This window comes from Candidatus Omnitrophota bacterium (assembly GCA_016929445.1).
In the GTDB taxonomy this organism is placed as follows: Bacteria; Omnitrophota; Gorgyraeia; order JAFGIU01; family JAFGIU01; genus JAFGIU01.
This window is the reverse complement of sequence record JAFGIU010000053.1, coordinates 1-14,666: the sequence shown is the minus strand read 5'-3', so window position 1 is coordinate 14,666 and position 14,666 is coordinate 1. Positions and strand designations below refer to the sequence as shown.

Genomic DNA, 14,666 nt, shown 5'->3' with positions numbered 1-14,666 from the left:
TCTTTAACGGAGGAAGCTCCTCTTTGACATACAAGTTGTTTGAAGCAGGGGAATCGGGTGATATCCGCGAGAGAGGTTGGGGAAAAGCCCATCGAGTCGGAGTCAAGGGCATTAAACCTTCGTATATTGAGTCCCAATTCAATGGCAAGTGGGTAATAAACCAGACTCCGATCCCCAGTCATGTTGAAGCGGCGCAGTTGGCTGCCGAAAGCATGAATGGGTCACAGGCGAAGATAGATTACATAGGGCACAGATTTGTTCATGGAGGCACTCTATTCCGGGAGTCTGCATATATTGATGAATCCAACTTGGACAAGCTGGAGAGCTGTTCGGAGTTGGCTCCGCTTCACAATCCGATCTCTTTGTCGGTTATCAAGAAGTCCATGGAGATCTTTCCGAAGGCAAAGCAGTTTGCGGTCTTCGACTCTGCTTTCCATTCGAGGATCCCGGTTTGTGCTCACACGTATGCGCTGCCGAGAAGGATTGTGGACAAGTATGCCTTCCGGAAGTACGGGTTTCACGGACTGTCCTATAGCTATGTGACGGAAGAAGTTCCAAAGTTTCTTGGCGCGGATTCTTCAGACTTCAATATGATTGCCTGTCATCTGGGCACAGGCGGCGCCAGTATCTCCGCTATTCAGAATGGCCGGTCGATAGACACCTCTATGGGCTTTTCCCCGTTGTCGGGGCTCATTATGAGCACGCGTGCAGGCGATGTGGATCCGTTGTTGGCGTTGGACCTTATGAAGGAAAAAGGCTATAGCCCAGAGATGTTGAATGAATTGCTGAACAAGAAAAGCGGACTTCTTGGGTTGTCGGGATTCTCGAGCGATATCAATGACATTGTGGAGAAGATGAAAGATCCCGAGCACCGGGAAAGAGCCGAGCTGGCCTTCAGCATGTATATCCATCGTCTGAAAAGATTTGTCGGCGGTTATGTGTTGATATTGGGCGGCAAGGTCGATGCCCTTGTGTTTACTGATGATATAGGAGTGCGGAGCCCGGTAGTGAGAGAAGCGGTGTGTAAAGGCATGGAATGGGCGGGCGTCTTTCTAGACATAGAGGTCAATAGTAAAGCGCATGGTCCCGAGCCTGCATTGCTGAGCTCCTCAGGCTCAAAAGTCTCTGTCGTGGCCATGCCGACCGAGGAGGAGTATGTGATTTGCCGCGAAGGTTTGCAGATGATCGGAGAAGTCAATGAATCAATCAGATAATGAGAGTGTGTGCTATTCGGAGATTCCGAAGTATGCGGTCTTGTATGCAATTCCATTTGAGTTATCGCAGAATGGGATGCGCAGACATGGACGAGAGGGAGCAGCGCATTTGCGGGCATATAAGGAGGCCTGCGCGCATTCGCCACGGCAGGTGCGCAAGCTCGTTAGTGTTCTTTTAGGAGATGAGACACACGTGGCCGCAATCCGGGACGGAAAGATTGTGGAGATGAGCGAGGGATACTCAAAGGAGGGAACGCTTATCTCTGCGACAGGTTGCGGAAATATCGACTTGTCGATCATCTTTCGGATGCTCGAGGATGGGTCTTCAATCCAGGAAATCAAAAACACTTTGGCGAAAGAGAGTGGCTTTTCCGCGCTTGTCGGCAGGCCGTGCAGTCTTCGCGAGCTTCTTTCAGGGCGGGGTGCCGTTTCGGCCGCAGCAAGGGGTGTTTATGCCCATCAGCTGCTTCAGCATATTGGAGCGAGTGTGGCGAGTTTGGGAGGAGTCGACCACATTGTGTTCACAGGAAGGAACGAGAACTCCTTCATGTCTTTCTCAAGAGAGCTTCTCCGCAAGTTTGAGTTTGCAGGCTGTAATATTAATGCGGAGGAAAACAACGCGTGCGGTCCGGTTTTGACGGAAAAGGGATCGGCCATTGTGGCCCTCTTCATTCTCCAATCCGATTAATCATTTCTCCTGTGACTGCGGCCGTCCTTGGCGGGAACCTCAATACCCAAGGCTTTGGTTTTTCTGTATAGAGAGCTGGGATTGATGCCGAGTTCCTTGGCTGTTCTCCTTCGATTGCCGCAGTGACGGTGGAGAGCGCTGGTTATGAGTGATTTCTCCATTGCCTCCAGGGTGAGACCGTTGCCGGATTCGGAAAATCCGGGAAGTGCATTCGCCTGTATGGCCGGAGGTAAGTGATGAAACTGGATGAGTCCTTCGTGGCAAAGCACAAAAGCATACTCGATAATGTTTTCGAGCTCCCGGACATTTCCCGGGTAGTCGTATTCCATGAGTCTGGCCATGGCCCCTGCGGACACTCCCGAGACATCTTTCCCCTGCAAGCGGTTGAATTTGGCCAGGAAATGCTGAATCAATAATGGAATATCTTCGCGTCGTTGCTGCAGATTGGGCAACTCCATCTGGACCACATGCAGACGATAGAACAGATCCTCCCGGAATGTCCCCTTTTTGACCAACTCCTCCAAGTTCTTGTTTGTTGCGGAGACGATCCTTACATTGGTGCGCACGGGCTCCACCGATCCGAGGGGTTCAAATGTTTTTTCCTGAAGCACCCGCAGCAGCCGCATTTGCATGGCAGATGAGATATCCCCGATTTCATCCAGAAAGAGTGTGCCTCCGTTGGCAACGGCAAAACGCCCGGGTTTGTCTCGTTTGGCATCCGTGAAGGCCCCGGCCTTGTAGCCGAACAGCTCGGATTCCAATAAGGAGTCGGGCAGCCCGCCACAGTTGATGGCCACGAAACGTTTTTTCCGGCGTGGAGATAGATTGTGGAGGGCTTGTGCAAAGAGCTCTTTCCCGGTTCCGCTGGGCCCGGCGATAAGAACAGGACTTTCGCTATTCGCGACTTTGGGCAAAAGATCAAAAAGCCGTACCATGACAGGACTCTGGCCCACTATGTCTGCGAAGGTGTACTTTTTCTCCAGTTTCTTTCGCAGCTCCTCGATTTGCCTGAGATCTTGAAAGGTTTCCACACCGCCGATGACGCGGCCATCCTGGTCACGAAGCACGGCTGCAGAAACTTTGATGGGAACCCGGTTGCCTGAGGCATCCACAATATAGACCGCTGCATTAGCCACAGCCTCATCGGTTGCCAGAGCCTGCCGGACCGCGCAAGCATTCTCGCAAATACTGGCACGGAATACCTCACAGCAAGGCCGGCCAATAGCTTCCTGTCTCGGGATTCCGGTTATGCCTTCGGCCGCTCGATTAAAGGAAGTCACTTTCCAGTCATGATCTACGGTGAACACGCCTTCGTTGACCGAGTCCAGGATGACATCTTGGCAAGTTTGGAGTGGGCTGTTCATGGTACGGAGCATAGCCCATAATCATGCAAATAACAAGGGCCTATTTTATCGAGTATTGCAAAATGCAATGAAGTACATTTTTGAAGGAGCTATTACTTGTGATATAAGATGTTGGAAACAAATGTTTTTAGTAAATCTGTGTCCGGAACCCTATGTTGGCACGCTTTATGCTCTTTTAGATGTATGAGAATTGCAATTCCGATTTGGTGCGGCCGGATTTCACCGGTTTTTGACGTAGCCGGGAATCTCCTCTTAGTGGATGTGGGAGAAGGGGGAGAGCTCAGGCGAAAGGAAGTCTCTCTTTCCGAAACAGAATTTTCCAGCCGGGTCAGGCGTATAGCAGAGCTTGAAGCTAATGTGTTGATTTGCGGGGCAATCTCCCAGCCGATGGAGGCAAGTCTAAATGCTGCCGGTGTCCGGGTTATAGGGGACACCTGCGGGCCTGTGGAAGAGGTGCTGCGTGCGTTTCTCTTGAGGCGTTTGTCCGATGGGACGTTTTCGATGCCCGGATGCTGTGGCCGCCGCCGGCGATTCCGGGGCGGAGGACCGTCTCTTGGACACAGGGGCAAAATAGGAAGGAACTGAAATGAGAGTCATTGTTACAGCCCAGGGCCCGGATCTGTCCTCGCAAGTAGACCCGCGTTTGGGCCGGGCCAAATTCTATTTGGTGGTGGATACAGAAACAGGGAGTGTTGTTGCACACGACAATTCAAAGAATCTAAATGCTGCACATGGAGCGGGTATCCAAGCAGGCAAAGATATTGTGGAGTTGGGGGCGGAAGCCGTGATTACGGGACAGGCCGGCCCCAAGGCCTCGGCAGTTTTGAGTAGTGCCGGCGTGAAGATCTGTACAGGGGCCCAAGGAACCGTGAGTGATGCTTTGGATCAGTTCAAAAAGGGAGGTCTTTGTGAAGACCTATCTTGATTGTGCCCCGTGTTTCGTGCGCCAGGCCTTGGATTCGGTGCGTATCGTCACAAAGGACGAGGCCATTCAGGAGCAGGTGCTCAGAGAAGTGCTGAGGACTGTGGGTGACATGGACTTGCGCATGTCGCCTCCGGAAATGGGGCAGCAAATCCACCGGTTGATTCGGAAATTGACAGGTGTGGAGGATCCGTACCAAGGGGCAAAAGAGAAGTTCAACCGCTTGATGCTGGAGATCTATGCGGAACTCAGACATCTTGTGGAAAAATCCCGGAATCGTCTGGAAATGGCCATTCGATTGGCTATTGCAGGTAATGTGATTGATCTGGGGGTTAAAAGTGATTTGGAGCAGAGGGGCATCTGCGAAAGCTTTGAACTCGCCCTGAAGGCCCCGCTGGGCGGAGACGTGGAGGAGTTTGCCCGGGAAGTATCGCGGGCAAAGAGCATCCTCTATTTGGCGGATAACGCAGGTGAGATTGTCTGTGACCGTTTGTTGATAGAGGAACTGCCGCTGGAGAAAGTGACAGTCGTGGTCAGGGGTTATCCCATTATTAACGACGCCACCATGAAGGATGCGGAAGAAACAGGCCTGCCGGATTTAGTGAGAGTGATCCCTAATGGTTCTGATGCGCCTGGAACCGTACTAAGTGATTGCAGCGCATCCTTCCGGAGGTATTTTAACGAAGCCGATTTGGTCATTGCCAAAGGCCAGGGCAACTACGAGACCTTGAGTGAAGTGGACAAAAATATCTTCTTTCTGTTGAAGGCCAAGTGTTCGGTTATTGCCAGAGACCTGGGTTGCCCGATCGGGAGTTCGGTTTTGGAAAAGCAGAGCCGGGACGTGGTGAGCGTCTGAACTGATGTTGTTTCAAAAATAGGAGGTCAGAAATGCCGGGTGGAGACAGAACAGGGCCGTCAGGAATGGGCCCAAGAACAGGCCGTGCAGAAGGCTATTGTGAAGGAACGGGTATGCCGGGATTCGCAAACTTGGCCCGGGGAGGGCGTAATTATGGTTTTGGCCGGGGTGGAGGCCGGGGCGGCCGCGGTTGGCGCCACTGGTTCCGGGCCACCGGCCTAAGCGGATGGCAACGAGCGGCGCAGGGCGGGGCTTTGCCGAAGGAGCAGGAGCTCGCGGGGCTTCGGGAGCAAGCCAGGCAGCTCGAGGGAACTTTAGCCGGCATCAGAAAGCGAATCGAGGAGCTTAACGCTCAGTGACGCTTACAATGCTTAAGTCAAAGATCCACCGGGCCACATTAACCGGAGCGGAACTCGATTACGAGGGCAGTATTGCGTTGGACCGTTTGCTGATTGATGCGGCGGACATGTTGCCGGGTGAGCAAGTGCATGTGCTCAACTTGAGTAACGGTTCAAGGATTATTACCTATGTAATTGAGGCTCCTGAGGGATCGGGTACGGTTCTTCTGAATGGCCCGGCGGCTCGCACAGGCCGGGCGGGCGACAAGATAATCATTCTGTCCTTTTGTTCGCTCTCAGAAAATGAGGCAAGGACATTCAAATATCAGACTGTGCGGGTTGACGGGCAGAACAGAGTGAAGGCAGGCAACTCATGAGTCTAAGGGCTATTGCACGGGAATTGAGGATTCACGCGCCATTCACCGCACTTGGTACCCTGACAGGCATTGTGATTATGTCGCTTCTTGTTCAGATGCGGGTGCCACGTCAAATTTCCGTGGATCTTTTCTGGATTCTGCATCCTTTGCATGTGGTCTTGAGTGCAGTAGTGACGGTTGCAATGTATCGCTTACACACCAAGGGAAGTATTTGGAAAACGATCCTGATTGGATATCTCGGGTCAGTGGGCATTGCCAGCTTGAGTGACTGTATTATCCCTTATCTTGGTGAATGTATTTTGAATCTGCCCCACAGGGGGCTGCATTTGGGGGCGTTGGAGAAATGGTGGGTGGTTAATCCTCTGGCGGGGCTCGGTATTGCCATTGGTCTGTGGAACCCGGCCACAAAGCTTCCGCACGCAGGACACGTGTTCTTGAGCACCTGGGCCTCTTTGTTTCACATAAGCATGGCGTTAGGAACTCAGCTCGAGGCAGCAGTTTTGGTTCTTATCGCAGTGTTTCTGTTTCTCGCAGTCTGGATTCCCTGTTGCACCAGTGACATTGTGTTCCCGCTTCTTTTTGCGAAGGATTCTCCATGAAAATCTCGGTGGCGAGTGGCAAAGGGGGCACGGGTAAGACCCTGGTGGCCGTGAATCTTGCCTTTGTGGCTTCTGAAAACGGGGCAAGTACTGCTTACCTGGACTGCGATGTGGAGGCTCCGAATGGCCACCTCTTTTTCCGGCCCAGGATTGACAAAAGCGAGCCGGTTCACCGCATGATACCCAGCGTGGACGAAAACAAGTGCCGGCTTTGCGGCGATTGCGCTGAACTTTGCCGCTACAACAGCATCGTGTGCGTGGGTGAGCAGGTGCTGGTGTTTCCGGATCTTTGCCAGAGCTGTGGGGGATGCTTACTGGTGTGTCCCACAGGGGCGATATCGGAAGTGCCCCATGAGTTGGGCCTTATTGAGATTGGAAGCGCGGGCTCCGTTGAGTTTGTGCACGGAAAACTCAAAGTGGGCGAGAGCAAGAGTCCTCCTTTGATAAAGAAGGTCAAAGAGGCTGCCCCCGAAGTTGATTTGATTATCGTCGATACGCCGCCTGGGACTTCCTGTCCGGTAGTGGAGAGTATACGCGCCTCGGATTTTGTCCTGCTTGTGACTGAACCGACTCCTTTTGGGCTCCACGACTTGAAGCTTGCCGTGGAGATGGTGCGCGCATTGGAATTGCCGTTTGGAGTTGTCTTGAACCGGGCAGATATAGGAGATGAGAGGGTCCGGTCATACTGCCGGGCCGGCCAAATAGAGATCCTGGCCGAGATTCCCGAAGACCGGGAGATTGCCGGGGCCTATAGCCGGGGCGAGATCCTTTGCCGGTCAATTCCGAAGTATAAGAGCCTGTTTGTCGGACTCTGGAATGCTGTAAGAGAGTCGGAGACCAGTAAATAATGAAGGAATTGGTTGTAATCAGCGGCAAGGGAGGCACGGGCAAGACATCCATCGTGGCTGCCTTTGCGTCACTGGCTAAGAATGCTGTGCTGGCGGACTGCGACGTGGATGCAGCGGATTTGCATCTTGTTCTTGATCCGAAAATAAGAAGGCGGGAGGACTTTTCGGGCGGGTCCAAGGCCCAAGTCATGCCCGAACGTTGCACGGGTTGCGGGTTGTGTGTGCGACTTTGCCGTTTTGATGCAGTTCATCAATCCGGGCCCGGTTCTGATGGAACGAGTGTTGTTGCTGCCGTGGATCCCATTGCCTGTGAAGGGTGCGGGGTGTGCGTGCATTTCTGTCCGGAAAAGGCGATTGAGCTTTTTCCTGCGGTGAATGGCGAATGGTTTGTTTCCGAGACCCGTTGCGGGCCTTTGGTTCACGCCAGGCTTGGTGTAGCCGAGGAAAATTCCGGCAAGCTGGTCAGTCTCGTCCGGAGCCATGCGAAGAGAATTGCGCAAGAGAAGAGTCTGGATTTGGTCCTGATCGACGGCTCACCGGGTATCGGTTGTCCGGTGATTGCCTCCATCACAGGCGCAGACCTTGTCTTGGTTGTGACAGAGCCGACACTGAGCGGTCGGCACGATTTGGAGCGGGTTGCCGCGCTGACAAAGCATTTTGGGATTCGCACGCTGGTTTGTATCAATAAGTGGGACTTGAACGAGGAAATGACGGCCCGGATTGAGGAGCGGGCTTTAGGCTTAGGCCTGAAAACAGTGGGAAGAATTCGATATGATCAGTCGGTGACACGAGCGCAGATTGCGCGGAAATCACTCGTGGAATACCAGGACAGTGGTACTGCCGCGGAAATGATGCAGGTCTGGTGCGAAGTCCTTGAAGCCCTAAACATAGAGGAGAAATAAGTGAAAATTGCAATTCCCTTAGTCGATAATTGTCTAAGCCAGCATTTTGGCCACTGTGAGAAATATGCGCTCGTTGAAGTTGATGAGGCCAAAAAGGAGATTCTCACTACCATACTTCTGGATCCTCCGCCGCATGAGCCGGGTTTCTTACCGAATTGGTTGCACGAACGCGGAGCCAACGTCATTATCTGCGGCGGAATGGGAGCGCGTGCTGTGCAGTTGTTCGATCACTATGGTGTGGAGGTGGTTGTCGGCGCACCGGCAGAGAAACCTGAAAAGGTTGTCAAGGATTACCTCAGTGGTTCTTTGACGACAGGAAGTAATGTCTGCGATCATTGAGTTTGTTGAGGAGAAAGACAAATGAGCCAGGTCGTTCGATTTACGGTATTGGTGGAGGACACAAGCCGGCGCCCGGAGTTGCTTGCGGAACATGGGTTTGCAGTTTGGATTGAGGTAAATTCCAAGCGGATACTTTTTGATACGGGGCAGGGCAAGGCGTTGCTCAAGAACGCCCTTAAGTTGGGCGTCGACTTGAACAAAACAGAGGCGATTGTTCTGAGTCACGGCCATTATGACCACGTCGGCGGTCTTACGGATGTGCTGAGAATGGCTTCACGTGTCAAGATCTTTGCCCATCCCGATGCTTTGCGTCCCAAGTATGCGCGTAGCAAGGAAGGTGTTGCCCGGGCAATAGGCATAGATCCGGAGCATGCGCTGGAGCTTCAGGAGTGGAAAGAAGCATTTATCTATACGGAAGCTCCGGCCGAAATTTGTGAAGGTATTTATGCCACCGGCCCAATCCCGCGCATTACGGATTACGAAGATACGGGAGGACCCTTTTTCCTGGATCAGGCTTGCGAAAAGCACGATGAGCTCGTAGATGATCAAGCAATCTATTTTGAAAGCACAGAGGGGATGGTTGTATTGCTCGGCTGCGCGCATGCCGGAGTGATCAACACACTTCAGTATATCCGCCGGCTGACCCAGGATAGGCCGGTTTACGCTGTGATGGGGGGGATGCATTTAATCAGCGCTTCTTCTCAGCGGCTTGACCGTACGATTGAAGCGCTCAAGGAGCTCAATATCCAACGCTTGTGGCCCGGGCACTGCACAGGTGTTTCCGCCACTGCAAGGCTTTGCACAGCGTGTTGTACCGGGTGTGTTTCCTGCTCAGTGGGAACCACAGCCGAGTTCCGAATACCGGTTGCCCATACACAACCCGATACCGGTGTTGTCCGTGGAGGTTGATATGGAGGGACATGTTTTCGGACCGGTACCCTCGCGCCGTCTCGGCCGTTCACTCGGTGTCGACTTAGTGCCCTTCAAGACTTGCAGCTATGACTGCATCTACTGCCAGCTCGGCCGGACATCCTGCAAGACCCTTGAACGGAAAGAGTGGATTTCGATAGAGGATGTTCTTGCAGAACTGAGGTGCAAGCTGGCGACCAAACCGGACTATATCACTTTGAGTGGTTCTGGCGAGCCGACGCTCTTTTCGCGCCTCGGGGAGCTGATCGGACGTATCAAGGTGATGACGGATGTTCCTGTGGCGGTTCTGACAAATGGGTCCTTGCTGTGGCGTGAAGAAGTTCGTAGCCAGCTGTTGGAAGCCGATTTAGTCATCCCGTCACTGGATGCGGGGGATCCGGCAATGTTTCGGTTTGTTAACAGGCCGCACGAGGACCTTGATTTTGAAAATGTGATGGACGGATTGGTTCGCTTTGGCCGGGAATTCCAAGGGGAGTATTGGCTGGAGGTCTTTTTGCTGGGTGGGTACACATCAATCAAGTCCGAGGTTCTCAAGCTCGCCCGTTGCGCGCGGTGTATTAACCCGGATCGCATCCAGCTGAATACCGTTACACGGCCGCCGGCCGAGGACTATGCCTTTAACGTGCCGCGGGAACGCATGAATGAGTTGGCTGTAATGTTTGATCCGGTTGCGGAAGTTATTGCCGATTTCCGGGGCGTCCACCAACAGCCGGAATTCGCGGCCGGACGGGAGGACGTCCTGACCCTGCTGAAAAGACGGCCCTGTTCTATTGAGGATTTAAGCTCAGGTCTTGGCTTTCACCGCAATGAGGCCATCAAGTATGTGGAAGAACTTAAATCAAAGAATCTCGTCGAGGAGAAGTGGGTTTCAGGCAGATTGTATTATGTGGCTGGGAATGATCTCTAACAAGCGAGGATGGATTAATGGACCCTTATGATGTCGTTATTGTGGGCGGTAGTGCCGCGGGATTGACCGCAGCGACCACCGCCCGTAAACATTATCCGAAAAAATCGATTTGCCTTCTAAGAAGAGAAGAACAAGTCCCCATTCCTTGCGGGATTCCGTACGTGTTCGGAACGGTGGGGGCCCCCGAAAAGAATTTGATGCCGGCACAGCAGGTGCTTGCACAAAACGGCATAGACGGTTTTATCGACGAAGTGTTGGAAGTGAACCGGGAAGCCCGTCAGCTGGTGACTGCGGGTAAACGTCAACTGCAGTATGAGAAGCTTGTGTGGGCGGTTGGCTCGGATCCTGTTGTGCCGCCTTTTCAAGGGCTGGAGCTGGATGGTATCTATGCCATCCAAAAGAATGTGCCGCATTTGGAGCGTATTCTTGAAGCGCTCAGCAGTGCCAAATCACTGGGTGTGGTGGGTTGCGGTTTTATCGGGGTCGAGATAGCGGAAGAATGCCGCCGCAAAAGGCCGGAACTGCGCATTTCCATCGTCGAAATGCAGCATCACTGTCTTCAACTTGTGTACGACGAAGAGATTTGCAGAGATGCTGAGCAAAAGCTCCTTGACCAAGGCATTGAATTGCTTAGAGATGAGAGAGTGAAGGCTTTTGAGGGTGAGGGCCGCGTGTCCAAGATCAAGCTTGAAGGAGGTGAAGAGGTGGACGTGGACATGGTCCTCTTGGGAATCGGGGCTAAGGCGAACACGGACCTGGCCCAAAAGGCGGGTCTCGAAATCGGTCCCACAGGAGGTATTCAAGTCAATCGATATATGCAAACAAGTGATCCCAATATCTTTGCTTGCGGGGATTGCGCCGAAAAAGTCTCCTTTTTTGACGGGCAACCCTGCTCGTTAAAACTCGCGTCATTGGCCACTATGGAAGCGCGTATTGCAGGTGCGAATCTTTTTGGGACACAACGCGTCAACCTGGGGGCCATTGGGGTGTACTCCACGGTGTTGGGGGACAGCGCGTTTGCTGTTGCAGGCTTGACTGTTTCAGAGGCTGAGAAGAAGGGCTATAACGTGGTGGTGGGCGAGGCCGAGGCGATGAATCGTCATCCCGGGTGTATGCCGGGAGGAGCCAATTTGAAGGTGAAACTGGTGTTTGAGCAGGGAAGCCGTGTGATTTTGGGCGGTCAGGTTGCGGGAGCCAAGAGCGGCGGCGAGGTCATCAACACCATCAGTGCTTGTATCCATCAGCGTATGACCGCGGATGACATTGCCACCTTCCAAACCGGAACACATCCTGCGCTCACGGCATCTCCGGTATCCTATCAACTGGTGAATGCGGCGGAGACTGCCATCGGTAAGATGATGCAATGCTGAAGCCCACGGGAAGACGTCCGGATAGGGTGGCTTGCGAACAAACTCAAAGGGGCAGGAGAGTGAACGAGATACAAATTTCCAGGGCAATTCTGCAGGGTTATCACGAGAAGATGCTTTCGCATCTTGAGAGCGACGTTGCCATTGTCGGCGCCGGTCCTGCAGGGCTCATTGCAGCCTTTTGCCTGGCCCGGCAGGGCTTCAAGGTGACAGTACTGGAGAAACGGTTGTCTGCCGGCGGTGGTATTTGGGGCGGGGGCATGGGCATGAATGAGCTTGTGGTTGAGGATGAGGCCCTGGATATTGTCGATGAGCTTGGAATCCGCCACCGTTCAGCTTCGGAAGGGTTGCATTTGCTTGACGCGTGTGAGCTTGCTTCAGGACTTTGCTTCAGCGCTTTGCGCGCAGGAGCTACTTTGCTCAATCTGACGACTGTTGAAGATGTGTGCATCAAATCCGGGCGGGTGGCGGGCGTGGTGGCGAACCGGAGCCTTGTCGCAGAGGCTCTGCCGGTGGATCCATTGACTTTTGCGTCCCGAGCGGTTTTGGACACTACGGGACATGAAGCAGTGGTAGTCGGCACACTCCTCAAACGGGCCTTGTGCAAGGCCGGCTCGCCGACAGGTCAATTGGCGGAAGGGCCGATGAATGCGAAGGAAGCCGAGAAGTTTGTGGTGGAAAAGGTTCAAGCGGTATATCCCGGGTTATGGGTGGCGGGCATGAGTGTCTGCGCAGTCTTTGGAGGGCCCCGGATGGGGCCCATTTTCGGCGGCATGCTGTTGTCCGGTAAAAGAGCGGCAGAGAAGATCGCCGCCGATTTGGAGGCACAGCCGAAATGAGTGCGCGCATAGGCTGGATTCTCCTTTGTTTGGGCTTCCTTTCCATTTTGGGTTTGTCCGTCTGTGATACTGTGCGAGCCGAATCCAAAGTCATCATCCTGGGTTTTGACGGGGCGTCTCCAGAGCTTTGCCAAAAGTGGATGGATGAGGGCTGGTTGCCGAATCTGTCCCGTTTGGCGGGGCAGGGAAGCTTTACCCCCTTAGGCACTGTGACCCCGCCTCAATCTCCTGTTTCCTGGGCAGCCTTTTCCGCCGGCGCCAATCCCGGGAAGACGGGTATCTTTGACTTTCTGCGCAGGATGCCGGGGAGCTACTATCCGGAATTCGGCATGGCGGGCCGCCGTGCCCGGCCGATTTTACCCAAGCCCTTGCAGCGGATTCTTATTTGCCTTTTTGTAGGGGGGGTGTGCGGAGGTCTTCTTTGGATTCTGTTCCGGGGGATGCGCTTGCCCTGGGCAAAAACTGTGGGGATTATCCTGGGGTTTGGCCTCTCGGTGACTTTGTTTGCTGCTTTGACAGCGTGGGTTCCGGCATCGTTGCCTTGGCCCGAATCCAACAAGCAGTCTCGTTCCTTCTGGCAGATTGCGGCTGAGGCCGGTGTGTCCTCGGTGGTCATTCAATGTCCGGTTACCTTTCCTGCGGAGCCCATGCGCAAGGGTTTTGGGCGGCTTCTCTCGGGCCTGGGTGTTCCGGATGTGCGCGGGACCATGGGTACCTTCTCCTATTATTCCGACAAACTCGATAAAAACGCGGACACGGAGATGGGGGGAAAATTGATCCAGGTTGTGCCGGACACCTCCGGCCAAATCAATACTTTTGTATGGGGGCCGCGTAATGAAACTCTTCCGGACAGACCTCCGGTCAAGCCTCCTCTAGTAATCCAACTGGACAGGGAGGAGAATCAAGTAACCCTTCGGGTGGGTAAGCAGTCTCAGACTCTGAAGGCCGGTTCTTGGAGCGACTGGTTCGAATTTGTGTTTGTGATGAATCCGCTGCTCAAAGTGGAAGGAATCGGGCGTTTCTATGTGAAACAGGTTTCCCCGGACTTCGAACTTTATCTTTCCCCCATCAACTTTGATCCGCGCCACACTCCACCCAACGTAAACATTTCTTTCCCCCGCCGTTTTTCCCGCGAGCTTGCCAAGCGTGTGGGTCTGTACAAGACTCTCGGATGGTCCAATGACACATGGGCGCTCAACGAAGAAAAGACCGACGAGAATATCTTTGTGCAGGATGCCTATTTCACTTTGTACGCGCGTGAGGCCATTATGATGGACCAGTTAGCCCGTGAGGATTGGCGCCTCTTTGTGGGAGTGTTTGAGGTGACGGACCGGCTCCAGCACATGTTTTGGCGTCTGATCGACACGGAGCATCCGATGTACGATGAGGAGTTGGCGCGGGTCTACGGCTCAACCATCCGGGATTTCTATATCGAAATGGACCGGATTGTGGGCAAGGTCATGAAGGAATACGTGGACGAGGATACGTGGCTGGCCGTGATTTCCGACCACGGTTTCAAGACCTTCCGTACAGCGGTCAATATCAATACCTTTTTGGCTGAAAAGGGCTATATCCGGCAGGATGAGGCAAAGGCAGCAAAAGACAAGAATCTGGATGACCTATTTGACAAGGGACAGTTTTGGACGGACGTCGACTGGTCCAGGACGCGCGCTTATTGTATGGGACTGGCCGGCGTATACGTGAATCTGCAGGGACGGGAGCCTCAAGGGATAGTGCCCGTCGAAGAATACGACGCCGTATGTGAATCCCTAATACGAGATCTCAAGAGTCTGACAGATCCCACAAGCGGGCAGCCCATTGTGCGTTCGGTTTACCGAAAGCATGAGGTTTACCATGGCCCCAGCACCTACTATGCGCCGGATCTGATTGTGGGTTTTGAGGAAGGGTATCGAACCTCCTGGCAAACGGCGCTTGGGGGGATTCCTCCAGAGGTTCTCGGGACCAACATGCGCAAGTGGAGCGGGGACCATTGTTCCTTTGATGCCCCGATCATTCCCGGTGTCCTGTTCAGCAACCGGTGGGTTGAGACCGTCCGACCCAGCATCATGGACATGGCGCCCACGGCTTTGCATCTGTTGGGCGTCGAGACCCCCCGGGAGATGGATGGCCGGATTCTGAAACTCGGCAGCCCCAGTGGGTAGGCCCTAACCGGAGG

General features: G+C 53.6%; 17 protein-coding genes. 16 read left to right on the top strand and 1 reads right to left on the bottom strand.

What is annotated here, in order from left to right; genetic code table 11:
* Both JW937_04435 and JW937_04430 read left to right on the top strand, forming a co-directional pair.
* Positions 1-1,214 (top strand): acetate/propionate family kinase (locus JW937_04435; protein ID MBN1586658.1); only part of this gene is annotated, 1,214 nt, incomplete at its 5' end.
* Positions 1,198-1,902, top strand: a complete 705-nt coding sequence (locus tag JW937_04430) for a hypothetical protein (GenBank protein ID MBN1586657.1) — start codon at positions 1,198-1,200, stop codon at positions 1,900-1,902. The genes JW937_04435 and JW937_04430, both read left to right, overlap by 17 nt.
* Here the strand turns inward: JW937_04430 and JW937_04425 are convergent.
* Complete coding sequence (locus tag JW937_04425; GenBank protein ID MBN1586656.1) at positions 1,899-3,278, bottom strand: sigma 54-interacting transcriptional regulator; 1,380 nt, start codon at positions 3,276-3,278, stop codon at positions 1,899-1,901. The two genes, JW937_04430 and JW937_04425, sit on opposite strands and share 4 nt — an antisense overlap.
* A gap of 171 nt (positions 3,279-3,449) precedes the next feature.
* Between JW937_04425 and JW937_04420 the strand changes: the two genes are divergently transcribed.
* From JW937_04420 to JW937_04355, 14 genes are read left to right on the top strand one after another with little or no spacing between them, the layout of a single operon-like run.
* Complete coding sequence (locus JW937_04420; GenBank protein ID MBN1586655.1) at positions 3,450-3,851, top strand: NifB/NifX family molybdenum-iron cluster-binding protein; 402 nt, start codon at positions 3,450-3,452, stop codon at positions 3,849-3,851.
* Position 3,852: 1 nt separating this feature from the next.
* Positions 3,853-4,191: a NifB/NifX family molybdenum-iron cluster-binding protein gene (locus JW937_04415; GenBank protein MBN1586654.1), complete on the top strand. Its 339-nt coding sequence runs from the start codon at positions 3,853-3,855 to the stop codon at positions 4,189-4,191.
* The gene (locus tag JW937_04410) at positions 4,175-5,044 is read left to right on the top strand and encodes a DUF89 family protein (GenBank protein ID MBN1586653.1); all 870 of its coding nucleotides are present in this window, start codon (positions 4,175-4,177) and stop codon (positions 5,042-5,044) included. The genes JW937_04415 and JW937_04410 overlap by 17 nt, the downstream gene beginning before the upstream one ends.
* Before the next feature lie 32 nt (positions 5,045-5,076).
* Positions 5,077-5,403 carry a DUF5320 domain-containing protein gene (locus JW937_04405; GenBank protein ID MBN1586652.1) on the top strand — a complete coding sequence of 109 codons (327 nt, stop codon included), beginning with the start codon at positions 5,077-5,079 and terminating at the stop codon, positions 5,401-5,403.
* A complete protein-coding gene (locus tag JW937_04400) occupies positions 5,400-5,759 on the top strand; it encodes an aspartate 1-decarboxylase (protein ID MBN1586651.1) in 360 nt (119 codons plus the stop codon). Before JW937_04405 ends, JW937_04400 begins: the two co-directional genes overlap by 4 nt.
* Positions 5,756-6,358: a hypothetical protein gene (locus tag JW937_04395; protein ID MBN1586650.1), complete on the top strand. Its 603-nt coding sequence runs from the start codon at positions 5,756-5,758 to the stop codon at positions 6,356-6,358. Before JW937_04400 ends, JW937_04395 begins: the two co-directional genes overlap by 4 nt.
* On the top strand, positions 6,355-7,206 hold the full coding sequence (locus tag JW937_04390; protein ID MBN1586649.1) for an ATP-binding protein: 852 nt from the start codon (positions 6,355-6,357) through the stop codon (positions 7,204-7,206). The genes JW937_04395 and JW937_04390 overlap by 4 nt, the downstream gene beginning before the upstream one ends.
* Complete coding sequence (locus tag JW937_04385) at positions 7,206-8,108, top strand: ATP-binding protein (GenBank protein MBN1586648.1); 903 nt, start codon at positions 7,206-7,208, stop codon at positions 8,106-8,108. The genes JW937_04390 and JW937_04385 overlap by 1 nt, the downstream gene beginning before the upstream one ends.
* Positions 8,109-8,447, top strand: a complete 339-nt coding sequence (locus tag JW937_04380) for a NifB/NifX family molybdenum-iron cluster-binding protein (GenBank protein MBN1586647.1) — start codon at positions 8,109-8,111, stop codon at positions 8,445-8,447.
* 21 nt (positions 8,448-8,468) lie between these two features.
* Positions 8,469-9,356, top strand: coding sequence for an MBL fold metallo-hydrolase (locus JW937_04375; GenBank protein ID MBN1586646.1), 888 nt, complete (start codon positions 8,469-8,471; stop codon positions 9,354-9,356).
* A gap of 1 nt (position 9,357) precedes the next feature.
* Entirely contained in the window at positions 9,358-10,284 is a 927-nt protein-coding gene (locus JW937_04370; protein MBN1586645.1) for a radical SAM protein, read from the top strand.
* 17 nt (positions 10,285-10,301) lie between these two features.
* Positions 10,302-11,654: an FAD-dependent oxidoreductase gene (locus JW937_04365; protein MBN1586644.1), complete on the top strand. Its 1,353-nt coding sequence runs from the start codon at positions 10,302-10,304 to the stop codon at positions 11,652-11,654.
* Positions 11,648-12,490: a thiazole biosynthesis protein gene (locus tag JW937_04360; protein MBN1586643.1), complete on the top strand. Its 843-nt coding sequence runs from the start codon at positions 11,648-11,650 to the stop codon at positions 12,488-12,490. The genes JW937_04365 and JW937_04360 overlap by 7 nt, the downstream gene beginning before the upstream one ends.
* Complete coding sequence (locus JW937_04355) at positions 12,487-14,652, top strand: alkaline phosphatase family protein (protein MBN1586642.1); 2,166 nt, start codon at positions 12,487-12,489, stop codon at positions 14,650-14,652. Before JW937_04360 ends, JW937_04355 begins: the two co-directional genes overlap by 4 nt.
* The last annotated feature ends 14 nt before the right edge of the window (positions 14,653-14,666 follow it).

Excerpts from the sequence above, each read along its gene's own strand:
- JW937_04355 (MBN1586642.1), top strand. The coding sequence starts at position 12,487 with ATGAGTGCGCGCATAGGCTGGATTCTCCTTTGTTTGGGCTTCCTTTCC.
- JW937_04420 (MBN1586655.1), top strand. The coding sequence starts at position 3,450 with ATGAGAATTGCAATTCCGATTTGGTGCGGCCGGATTTCACCGGTTTTT.
- JW937_04395 (MBN1586650.1), top strand. The coding sequence starts at position 5,756 with ATGAGTCTAAGGGCTATTGCACGGGAATTGAGGATTCACGCGCCATTC.
- JW937_04425 (MBN1586656.1), bottom strand. The coding sequence starts at position 3,278 with ATGCTCCGTACCATGAACAGCCCACTCCAAACTTGCCAAGATGTCATC.
- JW937_04370 (MBN1586645.1), top strand. The coding sequence starts at position 9,358 with ATGGAGGGACATGTTTTCGGACCGGTACCCTCGCGCCGTCTCGGCCGT.
- JW937_04405 (MBN1586652.1), top strand. The coding sequence starts at position 5,077 with ATGCCGGGTGGAGACAGAACAGGGCCGTCAGGAATGGGCCCAAGAACA.
- JW937_04430 (MBN1586657.1), top strand. The coding sequence starts at position 1,198 with ATGAATCAATCAGATAATGAGAGTGTGTGCTATTCGGAGATTCCGAAG.
- JW937_04415 (MBN1586654.1), top strand. The coding sequence starts at position 3,853 with ATGAGAGTCATTGTTACAGCCCAGGGCCCGGATCTGTCCTCGCAAGTA.
- JW937_04375 (MBN1586646.1), top strand. The coding sequence starts at position 8,469 with ATGAGCCAGGTCGTTCGATTTACGGTATTGGTGGAGGACACAAGCCGG.
- JW937_04360 (MBN1586643.1), top strand. The coding sequence starts at position 11,648 with ATGCTGAAGCCCACGGGAAGACGTCCGGATAGGGTGGCTTGCGAACAA.
- JW937_04390 (MBN1586649.1), top strand. The coding sequence starts at position 6,355 with ATGAAAATCTCGGTGGCGAGTGGCAAAGGGGGCACGGGTAAGACCCTG.
- JW937_04365 (MBN1586644.1), top strand. The coding sequence starts at position 10,302 with ATGGACCCTTATGATGTCGTTATTGTGGGCGGTAGTGCCGCGGGATTG.
- JW937_04385 (MBN1586648.1), top strand. The coding sequence starts at position 7,206 with ATGAAGGAATTGGTTGTAATCAGCGGCAAGGGAGGCACGGGCAAGACA.